This window comes from Paenibacillus sp. GCM10027626, assembly GCF_042676285.1.
Lineage (GTDB): Bacteria > Bacillota > Bacilli > Paenibacillales > Paenibacillaceae > Paenibacillus_Z.
Genome location: NZ_JBHTHC010000003.1, coordinates 569,049 through 583,166 on the forward strand (window position 1 = coordinate 569,049; position 14,118 = coordinate 583,166).

General features: G+C 43.6%; 17 protein-coding genes. 5 read left to right on the forward strand and 12 right to left on the reverse strand.

The window, feature by feature from the left end; all coding sequences use genetic code 11:
• Window positions 1-23: 23 nt before the first annotated feature.
• The 3 genes from ACFQ0N_RS09450 to ACFQ0N_RS09460 form a co-directional block, all read right to left on the reverse strand.
• A complete protein-coding gene (locus ACFQ0N_RS09450; protein WP_379325207.1) occupies window positions 24-977 on the reverse strand; it encodes an alpha/beta fold hydrolase in 954 nt (317 codons plus the stop codon).
• Between the two features lie 117 nt (window positions 978-1,094).
• Window positions 1,095-1,943 carry a hypothetical protein gene (locus tag ACFQ0N_RS09455; protein ID WP_379325209.1) on the reverse strand — a complete coding sequence of 283 codons (849 nt, stop codon included), beginning with the start codon at window positions 1,941-1,943 and terminating at the stop codon, window positions 1,095-1,097.
• Window positions 1,944-2,072: 129 nt separating this feature from the next.
• The gene (locus tag ACFQ0N_RS09460) at window positions 2,073-2,825 is read right to left on the reverse strand and encodes an RQC-minor-1 family DNA-binding protein (RefSeq protein WP_379325211.1); all 753 of its coding nucleotides are present in this window, start codon (window positions 2,823-2,825) and stop codon (window positions 2,073-2,075) included.
• A 127-nt stretch (window positions 2,826-2,952) separates the two neighbouring features.
• On the opposite strand from ACFQ0N_RS09460, the gene ACFQ0N_RS09465 reads away from it, so the two are divergent.
• Window positions 2,953-4,077: a DUF4261 domain-containing protein gene (locus ACFQ0N_RS09465; RefSeq protein WP_379325213.1), complete on the forward strand. Its 1,125-nt coding sequence runs from the start codon at window positions 2,953-2,955 to the stop codon at window positions 4,075-4,077.
• 133 nt (window positions 4,078-4,210) lie between these two features.
• Here ACFQ0N_RS09465 and ACFQ0N_RS09470 read toward each other — a convergent pair whose 3' ends face one another.
• On the reverse strand, window positions 4,211-5,254 hold the full coding sequence (locus tag ACFQ0N_RS09470) for a Gfo/Idh/MocA family protein (protein WP_379325215.1): 1,044 nt from the start codon (window positions 5,252-5,254) through the stop codon (window positions 4,211-4,213).
• A gap of 135 nt (window positions 5,255-5,389) precedes the next feature.
• On the opposite strand from ACFQ0N_RS09470, the gene ACFQ0N_RS09475 reads away from it, so the two are divergent.
• On the forward strand, window positions 5,390-6,271 hold the full coding sequence (locus tag ACFQ0N_RS09475; RefSeq protein WP_379325217.1) for a helix-turn-helix domain-containing protein: 882 nt from the start codon (window positions 5,390-5,392) through the stop codon (window positions 6,269-6,271).
• A gap of 157 nt (window positions 6,272-6,428) precedes the next feature.
• Complete coding sequence (locus ACFQ0N_RS09480) at window positions 6,429-7,058, forward strand: YfbR-like 5'-deoxynucleotidase (RefSeq protein WP_379325219.1); 630 nt, start codon at window positions 6,429-6,431, stop codon at window positions 7,056-7,058.
• A 150-nt stretch (window positions 7,059-7,208) separates the two neighbouring features.
• On the opposite strand, the gene ACFQ0N_RS09485 is transcribed toward ACFQ0N_RS09480, so the two are convergent.
• Entirely contained in the window at window positions 7,209-7,535 is a 327-nt protein-coding gene (locus tag ACFQ0N_RS09485; RefSeq protein ID WP_379325221.1) for a hypothetical protein, read from the reverse strand.
• A 229-nt stretch (window positions 7,536-7,764) separates the two neighbouring features.
• Window positions 7,765-8,688, reverse strand: coding sequence for an Abi family protein (locus tag ACFQ0N_RS09490; RefSeq protein WP_379325223.1), 924 nt, complete (start codon window positions 8,686-8,688; stop codon window positions 7,765-7,767).
• A 271-nt stretch (window positions 8,689-8,959) separates the two neighbouring features.
• On the opposite strand from ACFQ0N_RS09490, the gene ACFQ0N_RS09495 reads away from it, so the two are divergent.
• Together ACFQ0N_RS09495 and ACFQ0N_RS09500 are read left to right on the forward strand one after the other, a co-directional pair.
• Complete coding sequence (locus tag ACFQ0N_RS09495; protein WP_379325225.1) at window positions 8,960-9,187, forward strand: ribbon-helix-helix domain-containing protein; 228 nt, start codon at window positions 8,960-8,962, stop codon at window positions 9,185-9,187.
• Window positions 9,188-9,214: 27 nt separating this feature from the next.
• Window positions 9,215-10,027 carry an alpha/beta fold hydrolase gene (locus ACFQ0N_RS09500; protein WP_379325227.1) on the forward strand — a complete coding sequence of 271 codons (813 nt, stop codon included), beginning with the start codon at window positions 9,215-9,217 and terminating at the stop codon, window positions 10,025-10,027.
• On the opposite strand, the gene ACFQ0N_RS09505 is transcribed toward ACFQ0N_RS09500, so the two are convergent.
• From ACFQ0N_RS09505 to ACFQ0N_RS09530, 6 genes are all read right to left on the reverse strand, one after another.
• Complete coding sequence (locus ACFQ0N_RS09505; protein ID WP_379325229.1) at window positions 9,978-11,309, reverse strand: alpha/beta hydrolase family protein; 1,332 nt, start codon at window positions 11,307-11,309, stop codon at window positions 9,978-9,980. The two genes, ACFQ0N_RS09500 and ACFQ0N_RS09505, sit on opposite strands and share 50 nt — an antisense overlap.
• A gap of 231 nt (window positions 11,310-11,540) precedes the next feature.
• Window positions 11,541-11,981, reverse strand: coding sequence for a DUF3021 family protein (locus ACFQ0N_RS09510; RefSeq protein WP_379325231.1), 441 nt, complete (start codon window positions 11,979-11,981; stop codon window positions 11,541-11,543).
• 14 nt (window positions 11,982-11,995) lie between these two features.
• On the reverse strand, window positions 11,996-12,445 hold the full coding sequence (locus ACFQ0N_RS09515; RefSeq protein WP_379325233.1) for a LytTR family DNA-binding domain-containing protein: 450 nt from the start codon (window positions 12,443-12,445) through the stop codon (window positions 11,996-11,998).
• Between the two features lie 19 nt (window positions 12,446-12,464).
• Window positions 12,465-12,857, reverse strand: a complete 393-nt coding sequence (locus ACFQ0N_RS09520; protein WP_379325235.1) for a type II toxin-antitoxin system death-on-curing family toxin — start codon at window positions 12,855-12,857, stop codon at window positions 12,465-12,467.
• A 1-nt stretch (window position 12,858) separates the two neighbouring features.
• Window positions 12,859-13,152 carry an AbrB/MazE/SpoVT family DNA-binding domain-containing protein gene (locus ACFQ0N_RS09525; RefSeq protein WP_379325237.1) on the reverse strand — a complete coding sequence of 98 codons (294 nt, stop codon included), beginning with the start codon at window positions 13,150-13,152 and terminating at the stop codon, window positions 12,859-12,861.
• Window positions 13,153-13,357: 205 nt separating this feature from the next.
• Complete coding sequence (locus tag ACFQ0N_RS09530; protein WP_379325239.1) at window positions 13,358-14,116, reverse strand: ABC transporter ATP-binding protein; 759 nt, start codon at window positions 14,114-14,116, stop codon at window positions 13,358-13,360.
• Window positions 14,117-14,118 lie beyond the last annotated feature (2 nt).

Consider the following 14,118-nt stretch of genomic DNA (forward strand, 5'->3'; position numbering starts at 1 on the left):
CATCAATTCTCCCCCTTCAACGGTCAGAAACCCTCTATATACTTCACACTCTCTTCAGCAATAATCTCAGGCTCATAATCATGAATATAATGACCGCTATCCAAAATCATATACTTCCCATTCTCCACTGCGTCAGCATACTGAATCAAGAGATCTTTCCAATCGTCCAGCGGCAATTCTTTTCCGTTTGATATGAAGAAGTATGTTGGTATATTTGGGATACCGCCCTCTGACACCTTTGCGGCATTGTTTCTAATCATCCTCACTTCTTCATTCATATTTGATGTTTGTGTTTTCTTATAGAATATCGCTCGGTAAATCTTCTTTTCCTGTTCAGTTAAATGGTTTTCTGTAATGGCAGCCGAAGAGTTAACAATATCCGCAAAAAAACGAGTAACACCGATACGCGCGGCAAAAGTTGTCAGCCCCATTGTAAAAGCCGACGGCAACGGATATTTTTCGTATACGGTTGGCACAGCAGGGTCAAGCCCTATAATGGCAGCAACTTCTTGCGGATACTTTTGCGCCCAATATATGGCCTCAATGCCTGACATTGAATGTGGAAATAGAACATAAGGCGGCTTTTCGCCTGCTAAAGATAAAGCAGTTCTAGTCTCTTCCAATATAGTATCTATTTCGCGAGAGACGTCTGCAGTTTCGCTATAACCATAGCCCGCCTTTTCTACGACTGCAATTCTATATCGGTCGGACAGTTTAGAATACAATCCTTTGAAATCCAGCACTGGAGAGGACGTTCCGCCACCCGACATAAAAACCAGAGTCTTAGCACCGCTTCCTTCCGTATATACGTGCATTTGATGATTGTTCACCTTCACCATCTTACCTACAGGAGAAAGGAGTACCGACTCTTTATTCAATCGAATTGTATGGTTGATATAACTGATTGCCATGAATACGAGTAATAAACAGATAACAATTATGACACCAGTTCCAACCTTTCCCAGTGCTTTTTTCATTTGGCTCCTCCAAAGACAGTCAACCTACCTAAGTATTAATAGCATTAAATTTTAATATAACTGAGTTATATCAGTCCACTTGGTCTGCCAAGGTTTTCAATACTCCTAAATAAAAAGTTAACGCCTTAAACAAACATAAACTTTGTTGGAAAGCTTATCTCCCATATATTTAGCCAACATTATCCTTTCTTCTCTTGACACTTGATTTTGATCTAAGAAACTCACAAACGTTTCGTAATCCTTCATTTCAACTTTTAACAGTTGCTTCCCGCCCATCTGTAATTTATATAGCTTTTCAAGCTTGTTCCAAAGCTTTTGCGCAACTTCTTTTTCAGCTTCTATTCTTTCACGAGCTTCTGTTCTTTCACGAGCTTCTTTTATTTTTAGCCTTTTAGTTTCATACCTCTTCATAGCTTCGTTTCTACCACGAAGAATCATTAACTCGAAGTTGCATAACTTAATACGATCAAGAATTTCATAATGATACCAGAAGGGCTCATCAAATAGCTCGTAATCTGTTACAGTTTGAATGATATCATTCTTTTCCGCTTCTGAAACTTCATAACCATGCTCCAGTAGGAGTTCAATAAGGGTTGTATCATCTATGCCAGCTAAAACCTCAACAATACACCCATAAACAAATTCCCTGATCTGCTCTTCATATTTCTCTTCAAATGTATCGTAAAAAAAGCCGCATCCGCTCATGTAGCTAGCTCTAGATTGTCCCGTATATTCCTCGAAAAAATCTTCTACACAAGAGTAATCTTCCAGCGAAAACTTCTCATTTATTTGCAGCAGCATACCTGAATGATCCCAAGGAGGATCATAGTCGTGAGTAACTATGTACTTAGGTGAAAACAAGAAATCATATGCTAACTCTTCTGCAATAGACGAAAATAATATTTGAAACTTTTCTTCAACTCTGCTTCTTATTTGTTCGGAGATGCTTTCCACTGTATATCTCATTATTATCCCCCCCATAGATACAAAAAAACCATGCCTAAAAATCATTAAGCACGGTTCTTCCGTCAAGTTTATTTAGAATAGTATAACAGAATAGTGGGGCTCATTCAAAGCCATAACCGCCGCAAAACGCTAACGTTTTAAACGAGCTTTCTCCATACAGTCCGGACACAATTCCGGAAGCCGCAAGCCTTCACTTGTGTAATAATCCGGATTTGCCGACTCTGGTATGAAGGTTCTGGGACATTTCCGGCACGCTAAAAAAACAGGTTCTTCTGAGTGAAGGAGTAGCGATTTGGCCCTTTCCCTTTTTAACCGCTCCCATTCCTGATCATCCATTGTCTCGCGCTGGTTCAATGCTTTGATAACATGACGAATCTCAACCTGAACTTTTTTGTAGGCATTTTGTTCCCATAAATTCAGATACGGCAGGTATTTCTTGTTCCCGGTGCATAAAATTCTATACAGAAACAATAAAATCAAGCCCCGGTTTCTTTCCTTCAAATATTCCATTATCGGGGATATGTTATGCTCGATCCAGAAATCCCATTCTTGCAAAAATTCCTGGGCGCGTCTGTCTCTTTCAATCATCCATCCGAGCGGAGTGAATACAATTAGCGGGAGCTTGCCGGACCATTCGATATCCAAATAACCGGTGCGTAACATTTGGTCGATCTTCTCTACGATCTGTTCCAGTGTAAGCTCTTTATAGAATCCGTATGAAGGATTTCGATTCAGTTCCAGTTCGATCACCTTGCGTTCTTTCGAGCCTTTTAAAATTTTTGAGAGCAGCGTCCGTCCGCCACTGGCTATAATATCGTCGGCTGCCCGCAAAATAGCCAGCAGTTCGGGCTCCGGCAATGGTTGTTCTCTTCGTTTTTTCATCGTACATTCTCCCTCCCACTCTTTCCTCACCTATCTCCTATTATACCCCATCATTCCATCAGGTTGCTTTCCCTCATAGAGATTGGATACAATTAGAAGATATTTGCTATGACGAGGAGAGAGATTTATGACAGTCCAACAACAAGCGGCAATGCAGTCCATGATAGATTGGCTGGCGCATGAAAATGAGCTCGGCAAGGAACCAAGCAAAATGGAATGTGCTGGAGAATTTGATTTGCACGGCATGCATTACTACATATTCAAATATAAAAAATCAATGCTCGGGAAATGGCTCCTTGGCGTCTGCGGCGGTTACGAAAGCCCCTCGGATACGGAGCATTGCGGCCATATCTTTAGTGAGATGCAGCCTTACGATCCAGCAACTGCAGAGCAGGATGCGATAGCGATGGTGGAAATGATCCGCGAATACTGGATGCAGCAAGCGGCCGCTTATGAGGGTGCCCAAACGCAAAATGAAGCTCCAGAGCCGCAAGAGGAGTCATCCGGCATTTTTAACGGATTCGTCCTGCTGAACTCTCATGAGTGTGATCTCGAGCAGGTAAAGGCGAATCTCCTGCAGGACTGGAACATCTCCTGTTCACAGGCAGAAGAAGAAGAAGAAGAGGGAGGAACGCTCGTCTTTGACGCGGCTGGGTTTACGCTGGCCGTGAGCTTTGTCGATGCTCCCATACCGGACGGGGAAGCCGAGCATTATGCACAAGGAAACTACCTGTGGCGGGAGGCTGCAGAGGTTACCAAAACGCATGTCGCCCAAATCATACTGGCGGTATTTACCAGGTCCAACTCCCCGCTGGACAGCGGCGCAATGTATACCAAACTGGCGGCCAGCTGCTTGAAGCTTCCCAATGCGATCGGACTCTACTCCTCCGGCACCGTATTTCAACCTGAAATGTTTATCGATATGGCCGAAATTATGAAATCGGAAGATAGCTTTCCTTTACTGAATCTTGTTTACTTTGGCCTCGTCGGATCTGAAACAGGGATGAACGCATATACGTACGGCTTGAAATCATTTGGCAAGGACGAAATAGAAATCATTGATAGTCAGGCGACGCCCGCTGAGCTGCGCGACTTCTTGATTGACATTTCCGCTTATGTTGTAGAGCAAAACGTGATTTTAAGGGATGGCGAAACGATCGGCTTCACAGCAGAGCAAAAGCTGCCGATCACCCGTTCCGCGGGCGTATATGTGGACGGAGAGACCCTGAAAATCAAATACCAGTGCGGCTAAGAAGAAACGCCTGATTCCTCGGACAAACATGTCCGGAGCAATGTGTGCGTATCTGCCGAAACTAAAAAGCAAGCCCCATCTTCTCCGATTTGGTCCGGGGAGGACAGGGCTTGCTTTTTAGTCAGCCGTTCATTTATTCCAACGATACCCAGCGCTCTTGCTCGAACGATTGAATGATTGCGTCAAGCGTCTGCTGATTCACATAACCATCCGCGATCGTAGCATCCAGGCCGTCACCCTTGCCCAGCAGCAAATTAAAAAACGACTGCATCTGCTCCGCCCGGCATTGCTCTGGAATATCTGCAGCTCGGAAGCCTCCCTCTTCTTCCGACAAATTAACCATAAGTGTATCCGTCTCTTCCAGATGGTAAACCAGTGCGCCTTTGGAGCCGTAAACCTCAATCTGCTGATGGTTCCCCCGCCCGTAGGCAAAGCGGGAAATTTGCATTGAGGACGAGATACCTCCCTCCATCCTGCCCAGCACATGGCAGAAATCGTCGACATCCACCTCGCCCTTGCCTTTGCCGTCCAGCCGCTCGCGCTCCTGAATAATCGTGCCGGCATGGGCGACGACGCTCTTCATCTCGCCAATGAGAAACCGGTGCAGATCCAAAATATGCGAGCCCAGATCGCCCAGCGCGCCGGAGCCGGACATTTCCTTGCTAAAGCGCCACAAGAGCGGCACCTTTTCATCGATTGCCCAGCCCTGCAAATATTGGCTGTATACATGATGGATTCGTCCCAGCTTTCCTTCCCGGATCAATTGCCGCGCGTAACGCGCTGCCGCCTTGTAGCGGTACGTGAAGCAAACCATATGCGGAATCGGCGCTTTCGCCAGCTGCTCGCGCAAAATGGCGGCTTCCTTCACGTTGAGCGCAATCGGCTTTTCCAAAGCAAAGGGCTTGCCAAATTTTATCGCATCATAGGCGGCCTGAAAATGATTCAAATTCGGCGTACCGATCGTCACCGCATCAAGCTCTTCATTTTGCAGCATGTCCTCATGGCGCGAATACCGGCGATTTTCTGGGATATGGAGCTCCTCTCCTTTTGCCGCAAGCGCTTTCTCGTTAACGTCGCAGATCGCCCACAACTCGGCATCCGGACTTTCCTGTATGCCCCAAATATGATAATTTGCAATGCCGCCCAAGCCAATGACACCGATTTTCAGCCTTTTCATACGCACCATCCATTTCTCAATCGGATTTTTTCTTCCGTTCAACATCAGTATAGAATGTGCTAGAATAATCGGAAATGCGAAATGGTGACCCTTTTTGTACAATACCGACTTTTGAAAATAAGGATGTGCTTGCGCATGCTGAAGATGAATGTCGAACTGGTTCCGAAAATTACGCTGATGGGCTTCATATCTTACACATCACCGTGGGTTCATTTTTACCGCAATACAGATGAATATCTGCTGTACATTGTCAAAAACGGGGAGATGCATCTCAAAGAAAACGGCACCGAGTACGTCCTTAAACGCGGAGATACACTGCTGCTGGAGCCCGGGCTTGATCATGAGGGTACCCAAAAAGCAGCATGCGATTACTATTTTTTTCATTTTAAGCATCCCTACATGGAAACTGCCTCTGTCCTCAATCCGGCCGAGCTCGCTAAAAGCTTGCTGCTGGAAGATCAGACACAGCAGGACGCCGAGATGAGCTGCTATTTTCCGAAGCGCCATACGCTTTCCGACAACAACAGCTTTCATCAAATCATGCATGCCGTCGGCGAGCTCCTGCTCTTGTACCGGCGCAAGCATTATAACCGCGGCCTTACCGCTTTAAGGTTTTCCGAGCTGCTGCTTGAGCTTTCAAACGATTATTTTATGCAGCTGCTGCACAATAAAGGGGACAAGGGCTCCAAGACTACGGGCAAGGTCCATGACTTGCTTGACTATATCCATTTGCATTACACGGACAAAATCGGCAGCGAGCTCATTGAGCGGGAATTCGATGCGAACTACGATTATTTGAACCGCGTCTTCAAAAAAATGACGGGCTTTACCATTATGAAGTACATCAACAAAGTCCGCATCCAGCATGCGCAGGAGCTAATTCAGGCCACGCATATGAGCTTCGGTGAAATCGGCTACTTGACAGGGCTGAACGATCCTTATTATTTCAGCAAGGTGTTCAAGCAGTTTACAGGCCTTTCGCCGGCGCAATATTACAAGAAGGTGCGGGAAACATAATAAGCTCCACTCTGCTATTTTGGGCGAGTGAATATTTTCCTGCTGTAAAATCTAAAATAAACCTATGCCCAAAATGGAAATCGGCATTTCTGTTAATCATCCATTAACAATTGGCGTATATACTTTGATATATCAACCAATGAAAGGAGTACAACATATGGGTATTCATTCGTATTTTCAATCTCTAACCGACCTAGAGCGTATTATTCGATGCCCAGGCAAATTCAAATTTCAGGAGCATAGTGTCTCCGCCCATTCCTGGAAGGTGGTGCAATACGCCAAAACATTAGCCGATATTGAAGAAAGCCACGGAGTCACAGTGGATTGGAAAAAGTTATACGAAATTACTAGCAGCCATGATTATGGCGAAATTTTTATCGGCGACATTAAAACGCCTGTGAAGCACTATTCCTTGGAACTGCGGGCCATGCTGCAACAAGTAGAAGAAGGAATGGTCGCTCATTTCATCGAGGAGCATATTCCGGAGGAATTCAAATCGATCTTCTGCAGACAATTGCGTGAGGGCAAAGACGACTCGGTGGAAGGGCTAATTTTAGAAGTTGCCGATAAAATGGATCAAATCTATGAAGCCTTTACAGAGCTGCAGCTAGGCAATACAGAAAAAGAATTTATCGTGATGTACCGCAATGCGCTGATCAAAATTAAACAAATCAAACTTCACTGTGTCGATTATTTTTTGGAGCATATTTTGCCCGATATGGTTAGTGAAGGATCACGCTCTCCTATCGATATTGAGAAGATTACGAATGAAGCGTTGGCCTATTAGCCGCGGCAGCTCTTCATCGCCGAGTTTCACCCGCAAAACCATGCTCCCCCTCAATGCCGCCTCGGCAAGCGTATCTCCCACACTTTTCTCAAATGAAATAAACAAAGGGCTCTGCCATCACTTTGATAGAGCCCTTACATACACCATGATCTAGTTTTGCTTCGGGTAAACTCTTACTCTGCCCACGTTTTCGCCTTTGGGAATACTTATCTCAATCGAGAATGGTTCAATTCCTTCAAATGTGTCGCTGTCAATATAAGCATAATCCGTTCCAATAATTTCTCCAGACGGATTGTAGACACTAACAATCACACTAAGATCGTAGTCCAGTCTGCTGCTAACTACCTCGCTAATGACTTTGACAGAATCATTATCCTCATCATCTTCGTCCCGCTCCAGGTAGGCAGTAGCGCTGATTTCGACCCTATGCTTGCGCTCAAGCGCTTCCATTTTCTCGACTGATAGACGGCATGCCATATAGACTCTCCCCTCCCTCCTGCATATGGTTATTGTAACAAAATTATGGAAGGAAGAGAAGGCATTGGAGTTTTATGAGTGGGACGATATAACTAACCTCTACTTTGTTTGATAGAACACCCCGTAACTGGCTCCGATCTAGGGTGGCCAGATAAAGCAGCCGCCTTATCGAAGAGTGACGAATATGCATCATCGCCAAATACGACTTGCACAGACTCCGACTGGAGCTTTATTGAATTCCTGATTTATCAGGATGGATATCGGTTGGGATAGAACGTAAGTGTTTTTCCCAATCTTCTATAAATCCCATCCTGCTTAAATCGCAGACATCTCTGTAGTGATCAATTAAGGAACTTAATTCAATAATCCAGGGATTCAAGACAGAATATTCTTTTACTGGATATTTCAAAGTAAAGATAATACTATAAAGAGAATTCGGTTCGATTTTCAATTCCTGGGCGTTAAAAGTTAGGGATATTTGCTGAGTTAGTTTGGTGTTGTAGATTCTGGAGAAATGAGCACACCGATTTCGAAGAACACACATGGAATGTAGCCAACTGTCCAATAGTCTGGCGGTTTTCAGTCCAAATTCTCTCGAGATAATCCTCTTGTCCTCTGGTTTCAAGTTCGTATATAGAATAGACAAGCTGGAAAATGAGAGCACTTCAACTGCTACCCATATTGGATACCTATTTCCATATTTCGTTTTATAATGATTAACGAATAATTCCTTGCTTCGATCTAATTCTTCACTTATTTTTGTTACAAAATTATGGTGATCGGTAATTTTTCGAAAGGAAAAGTTAGAAGGATTTTCATAGCACTCAGAACCATATTTATGAGCCAGATGATATGAAATCTTAGACCGCATACTAATTTCAACATATTCAAATATATCTAACAGCAGAGACCTTAGACGCATATCAAAATCATACAAATCCACTACCTGCTCAAAGGTAGTTCCATGAATATATTCTTCTTCATTGATCTTATATGGTAACAGATACCCTGTTAATCGATAGTAGTTAATTCGCTTGAGAATGTCGATGGCTCTACTCTCGTTCTCAACCGTTAACCCGCGAGATTTAAGAATACCTATCATTTCTTTATATGTTGCAGGGGGTTTCAGTTCGTACTCACAACTTTTGTCCATTGGCAGATGTCCCCCTAAAATAAAATGGCCCGCCCAGTTTCGCATTGTTAAGAGGCGCGGGCGGGATCTGTTAATTTCAGTATACACCTTCGTCATTTTATCGTCAATTCTTCAGCAACTCCCGGGCGGTGATGTGACAGTGGATCCCGCTAAGTCTTCATCTCGGTGTTTTAGAATACGGTATCTCAATTTAGAGTTTAGAGTTTGATTAAGGTAGCATTAATTGACTGCAAAATAATTATATGGAATCATATGGTTGGGTGGTGACATGATGGAGTTGATAAATAATAAAGATTCGGGTTGTCCGACTGGCAGCAGAGGAGGCAGCCGCAAAGGCGCCGGCCGCAAGCCAATCGGTACGACTCGAAAAATATCATTAACCTTGCCGCAGGCATGTTGGGATGAAATCGATCGCTACTGCCACAAAGGCGATTATTCCGTTTCCGAAGTGCTGAGATCCATTATAGAAGACAACCTTCATAATGCCGATCTCTTGTAAATCAGTAGGCGAAGGAGATTCAATTTTATGGTTCAGGACTATTTAAACTTAGACAATGGTCAAATTTTTTATACGGTTTCAGGAAACGGAGAGCCGCTTGTTCTATTGCATGGAAATTTCAATGATCATCAGATCTGGAACGAACAGGTCGGCTCTCTCTCCACCTATTATAAATTAATCCGCTATGATTTACGGGGATATGGTCTTTCCAGTACACCGAACTCTTCCTACTCCAATGTCGATGATTTAAAAGCACTCATTGATTCCTTAAAGCTGCATAACGTTACACTAATCGCTTCTTCCTTGGGTGGCGGCACTGCTATTGACTTTACGCTCACATACCCCAATCTAGTTCGCAGCCTTATTCTGGTTTCTCCATCTATAAACGGCAATCCTTATCCAATGAATATGATGTGGCAAGGAATTAAAAATTATCTCAATGTTCGTCTAAAAGGGCGTGAGAAAGCTATCGAATCATTCATCACAAATCATTTTTGGCAATACTTCTTTCCCTCCCTGAGAAAAGAAGAAGCGCGAAATAAAGTTCTCCATAATGTTCGGAACCCTAGAAACTTCTGTCGGTTCTCTCCAAACCTCTCGGCCGCTGTTAAACCCTACGCCATCAGCCGATTGCACGAGATTAACATTCCGACCCTTATCATCATTTCTGATCAGGATCATCCATATAACATAAAGACTGCAGAGACCTTGCATACAAGCATAAAGCAATCTTCCAAAATTATGATGCAGGGCTGCGGCCACCTCCCATTTATTGAGGAGCCGCATGAATTCAATCAAGTGGTTCTTGATTTCCTGATCCATAGGTTCCCTCTGATGTGAAGCGGCCCCTACCCTTCAATGTATAATCAAAGAATCTAAGAATAAGTTCATTCTCCGTTTCGATGCAGTAATATTGGTCAATCGTCGCTTTTCCGCCCTGCAGCATATTTGCAAGCAGAGGAGAGAAAAGCGGTAAATCGGTGAGGCTTAAATGCTTTGCGCCTTGGAAATGAACGGTATATGATTCTTTGAAGTTTTTGTCAGCGGCGTAGTTTGCCGCATAAGTGGAGTTGCTTCCAATCTGTCTCCAAACATCGTCAGAATAAATGTTAAGAATTGGGGTCGTGTAGGCTTTGCCGCTTGCCGCAAAATCACCAGACTCTCTATTATAAACAAGCTCGCTAAAAAACGGGGCATCGATATTTACAACTGCACTTACATCTTTACGTTCTCTGCCGAGCCAAACACTTGCCGCACCGCCCATGGAGTGCCCGAACACACCAAGTCTATCTTTATTGATATGCTCGTAAACAGGGGCTTTATCGTTTTGGGATTTTTCAATGATTGTATCAATGACAAAATTCATGTCGTCCGTTCGCAGTTTCATCCATTTTTGAATGAGCCCATAGCGCTGCTCCCTAGTGTAAATGCCCTCTTTGGTGGCATTGTCGAATTCCCTCTTATATTCCGAATTGATTAAGATAAAAGACTCGTCCTCTGAAACTGTATAGAAAGAATGATAAGGATGGTCAATGGAACATACAACATACCCGTGGCTTGCAAGCTCCCTAAACGTAGAGGCGTTGCTTGCTTTAATCCCAACGGCCCCATGCGAGAATACCAAGAGCGGGTATGTTCCATCAGCATTCTCGGGATACCAAAACTGTACATTAACAACCCTGTTCTTGCCGGTATCGTCAAATTCCTCGATGCGGCTTTTGTCTATGTATGTATATGTTGCCGTTGCTACTTCGTATTGGCCCGTAACTTTAGGCAGTTTATACTGCGGAAAAACAATTGCAGGCACAAGTGCAAGTGTCAGCAATAGTGTCATCGTCACTGCTTTTACGACCATACGGGAAGTTTTGTATGCACGGTGGCTCGCTTTATTACGAATAAGGGAAAAGCCCCCGATTCCCGCTAGTATGAATAGCAATGCTGCAAGCAATATCCAGCGGAAACTCCAGACGATAACCGATGAAAAGACGAGAATCGCAAATGCTGCGAAGGCTGAAATTCTCACCCAATTCCTACTCTTTTGATGGTTTTGCTTCGTTACAATACAATACACGGTGAAAGCAATCTCGAAAATCAAAGCGATAAAAAATAGTGTAGTTCCCACAAGTGGTTACTCCTTTCTGTCTCTGGCAGTTTTTTGTGCATTCAGCATACAAAACTCGCAGAAAGGATGTATATAGAAAATCAATAAGCTGTATCTACAGGCCAATAAGTTGCATGAGAAGAAACGGCTGACGCCGTCCTTGGCGCGAGGCAAGTTTCTTCCCCTGAAATTTTATAGAATTTACCCTAGTGAAACTTATAAATTCTATAAAATCAAAAAAGGCGGCAAGCCTTATGGCTCACCACCCATGTCTTTCTTCAATGACTTGAGGCCTTCGTTAATTTGTTCGGCCACTTTTTTATCGTTTTGCCATGAGAGCAGACGAACGATAACATAGATTACCGCTATTTCCAATGCTAATATGAGTATGCTTGATGCACTAGTCGGAAGACCAAAAATAACTCCAAGGGAGATCAGTATTGTTTCTAAAGCAAAAAAATGAATGGCCATTCTGATACGCATATTCTTCTCGCTTATGTTCAGAGAAGAATTCAAAATGAATCCAACCAATGCACTTATGAATGAAAAGCCCATGATGATATAAATCGACTTCAAATCAAAGGGCATGTCGGGGTAAAAAAATTGCCGCAAAATCGTTAAAACAATGATGATGGATGCGAAGATGAGCATATAGTTTTGAACCAGCTTTTTTATAAATTCATTCAGTTTCATCGTTGTCCCTTCTCTCACAATCCAAGCATATTTTTTAGCACCGGCACGTACTGCCTTGATATCACAACATGTTCCCCGTTATCAAGCACTGCTTTAAATCTGCCGCTTAACGATGGACGAATGAATGAAATTTTGGCTATGTTCAAAATCGTTGATTTAGATGCACGAAAACATTTCTTTCCTTTGCATAATTCCTCCAACTCATAAAGCTTGTGCTTCACCTCAAAAACTTCATTCTTGCAATAAATAAAAACTTTTCCGTCAACGGCCTCGAAATAATAAATATCGCTAATCTTTATACGGTGAATACTTTCATTTTGAAATCCTAACAGTATAAGCTGTTCCATTTTTAGCTTGTTTACGATTTCGTATATTTTGTTATTCACCTCATGGCACCTGATGAGGATTTCCTCTTCCTGCTCTCTGCCTATCTCTTCTATTGAAACTTTCATATCCTCACTCATTCAAGCATCACCCTTTAAATCACCTTTCATCGGAATGCTCTTCCAGAACTTGAGCGATACTCTCTAATGCATGCAGCCCTTTTGCAATATCGACGATAAACTCCACTGCATACGTCCGTTCCATTCGCAAATGGTATCCGTTCAACAATAGAAATGACTTGGTAACAAGATAGGCTGTCCGCTTATTCCCATTATGAAAACAATGATTCTTGACCAGAGATTCCAGTAGTGCCGCGGCTTTATCAAATAGAGATGGATAAGCATCTTCTCCGAAAACACTTTGCTTAGGTCTATGTACCGCAGAGTCCAGCAAACTATGATCTTTGACACCCGCTTGCTCTGTGTCATTCATTCTTTTCATCATGAAATAATGTGCTGAGATAGCCTCTTCTTTGGTTAGAAAGTTCGTCATATCATCGATCCCTTAAGTCCTCAAGAATGCCCTCATCTTCTTCAAATACATCATAGAAAGCTTCCAGAACCTCAGGACGGACGTTATCAGGCAGTTTACCTTGCCGTGCTTTTTTCAGCACAATTTCACCATGATCATTTTCAATGAATTCGATCTCGTCTCCCTGCGTTACATTTAATTTTTCGGCAAGGCTTTTGGGCAAGCTTACGCCCAAACTGTTTCCCATTCTGCCTATTTTGCGGGAATAACGAGTCACATTCCGTTTTTCGTTCGTCAATTTGACCACACCATTCATTTTCCTATTCTCCTCTCATAGTATGATCAGCAACATATAAGTTATACCTTATAACAGTTATAACATTTATAACGTATGTACATTTTATCAAATTTATCTATCCATATAAAGCAAAAATCCACGGGCTGCATGCGGCCTGCGGATTTTACATGGCGGGAGCGAGGGAATTTGAGCAAGCTCCCATCTCCTGCCGTTAATTACCATGTTATATTCCTATTTCCCTCATTTTCGCCGTTACTTTCTCAACCCTGCCATCCATATCCGTCGCGTTATACTTCGGAAGCTGCAAATCGCTTACGATTGTTCCGTCGCGCATGAACATAATACGCTCCGTCCGCGCCGCAACCTTGGCGTCGTGCGTTACAAGCATAACCGCAGTCCCCTCCGCGTTGATTTCGGAAAAGATGTCCATAATTTCCTGCGCGGATTTTGAGTTGAGCGCACCCGTAGGCTCGTCGCCAAAGATAATTCTCGGGCTATTCATAAGCGCGCGGCATATGCCCGCACGCTGAAGCTGGCCTCCCGAAACCTGTGTAATATCGCGCTTTTCAAGCTCCGCAATGCCCACCCTTTTCATAAGCGCTCTGGCTTTTCCCGTCATTTTTGCGGCGTTTTTTCTATTGTCCCGCATGGACGGAAGAATGATATTGTCGAGGAGATTCAGATTTTTCAGCATAGTCGGCTGTTGGAAGACAAATCCTATTTTTGTTCGGCGTATATCTGCAAGCTCATTCTCCCCGATCTCCGATAAATCCCTGCCGTCAACAACGACTTTTCCGCCATTAACGCCATCCGTCCCGCTCAGTGCAAACAGCAGTGTGGATTTTCCCGAGCCCGAAGGTCCCATAACCGCAACAAACTCGCTCTCGTTTATATAGGCGGACACTCCGTCGAGAACATTGCGCTTTTCATCGCCCTCGCCGAAAGATTTTACGATCTGATCACCGATAATAACCTTCTTCATAT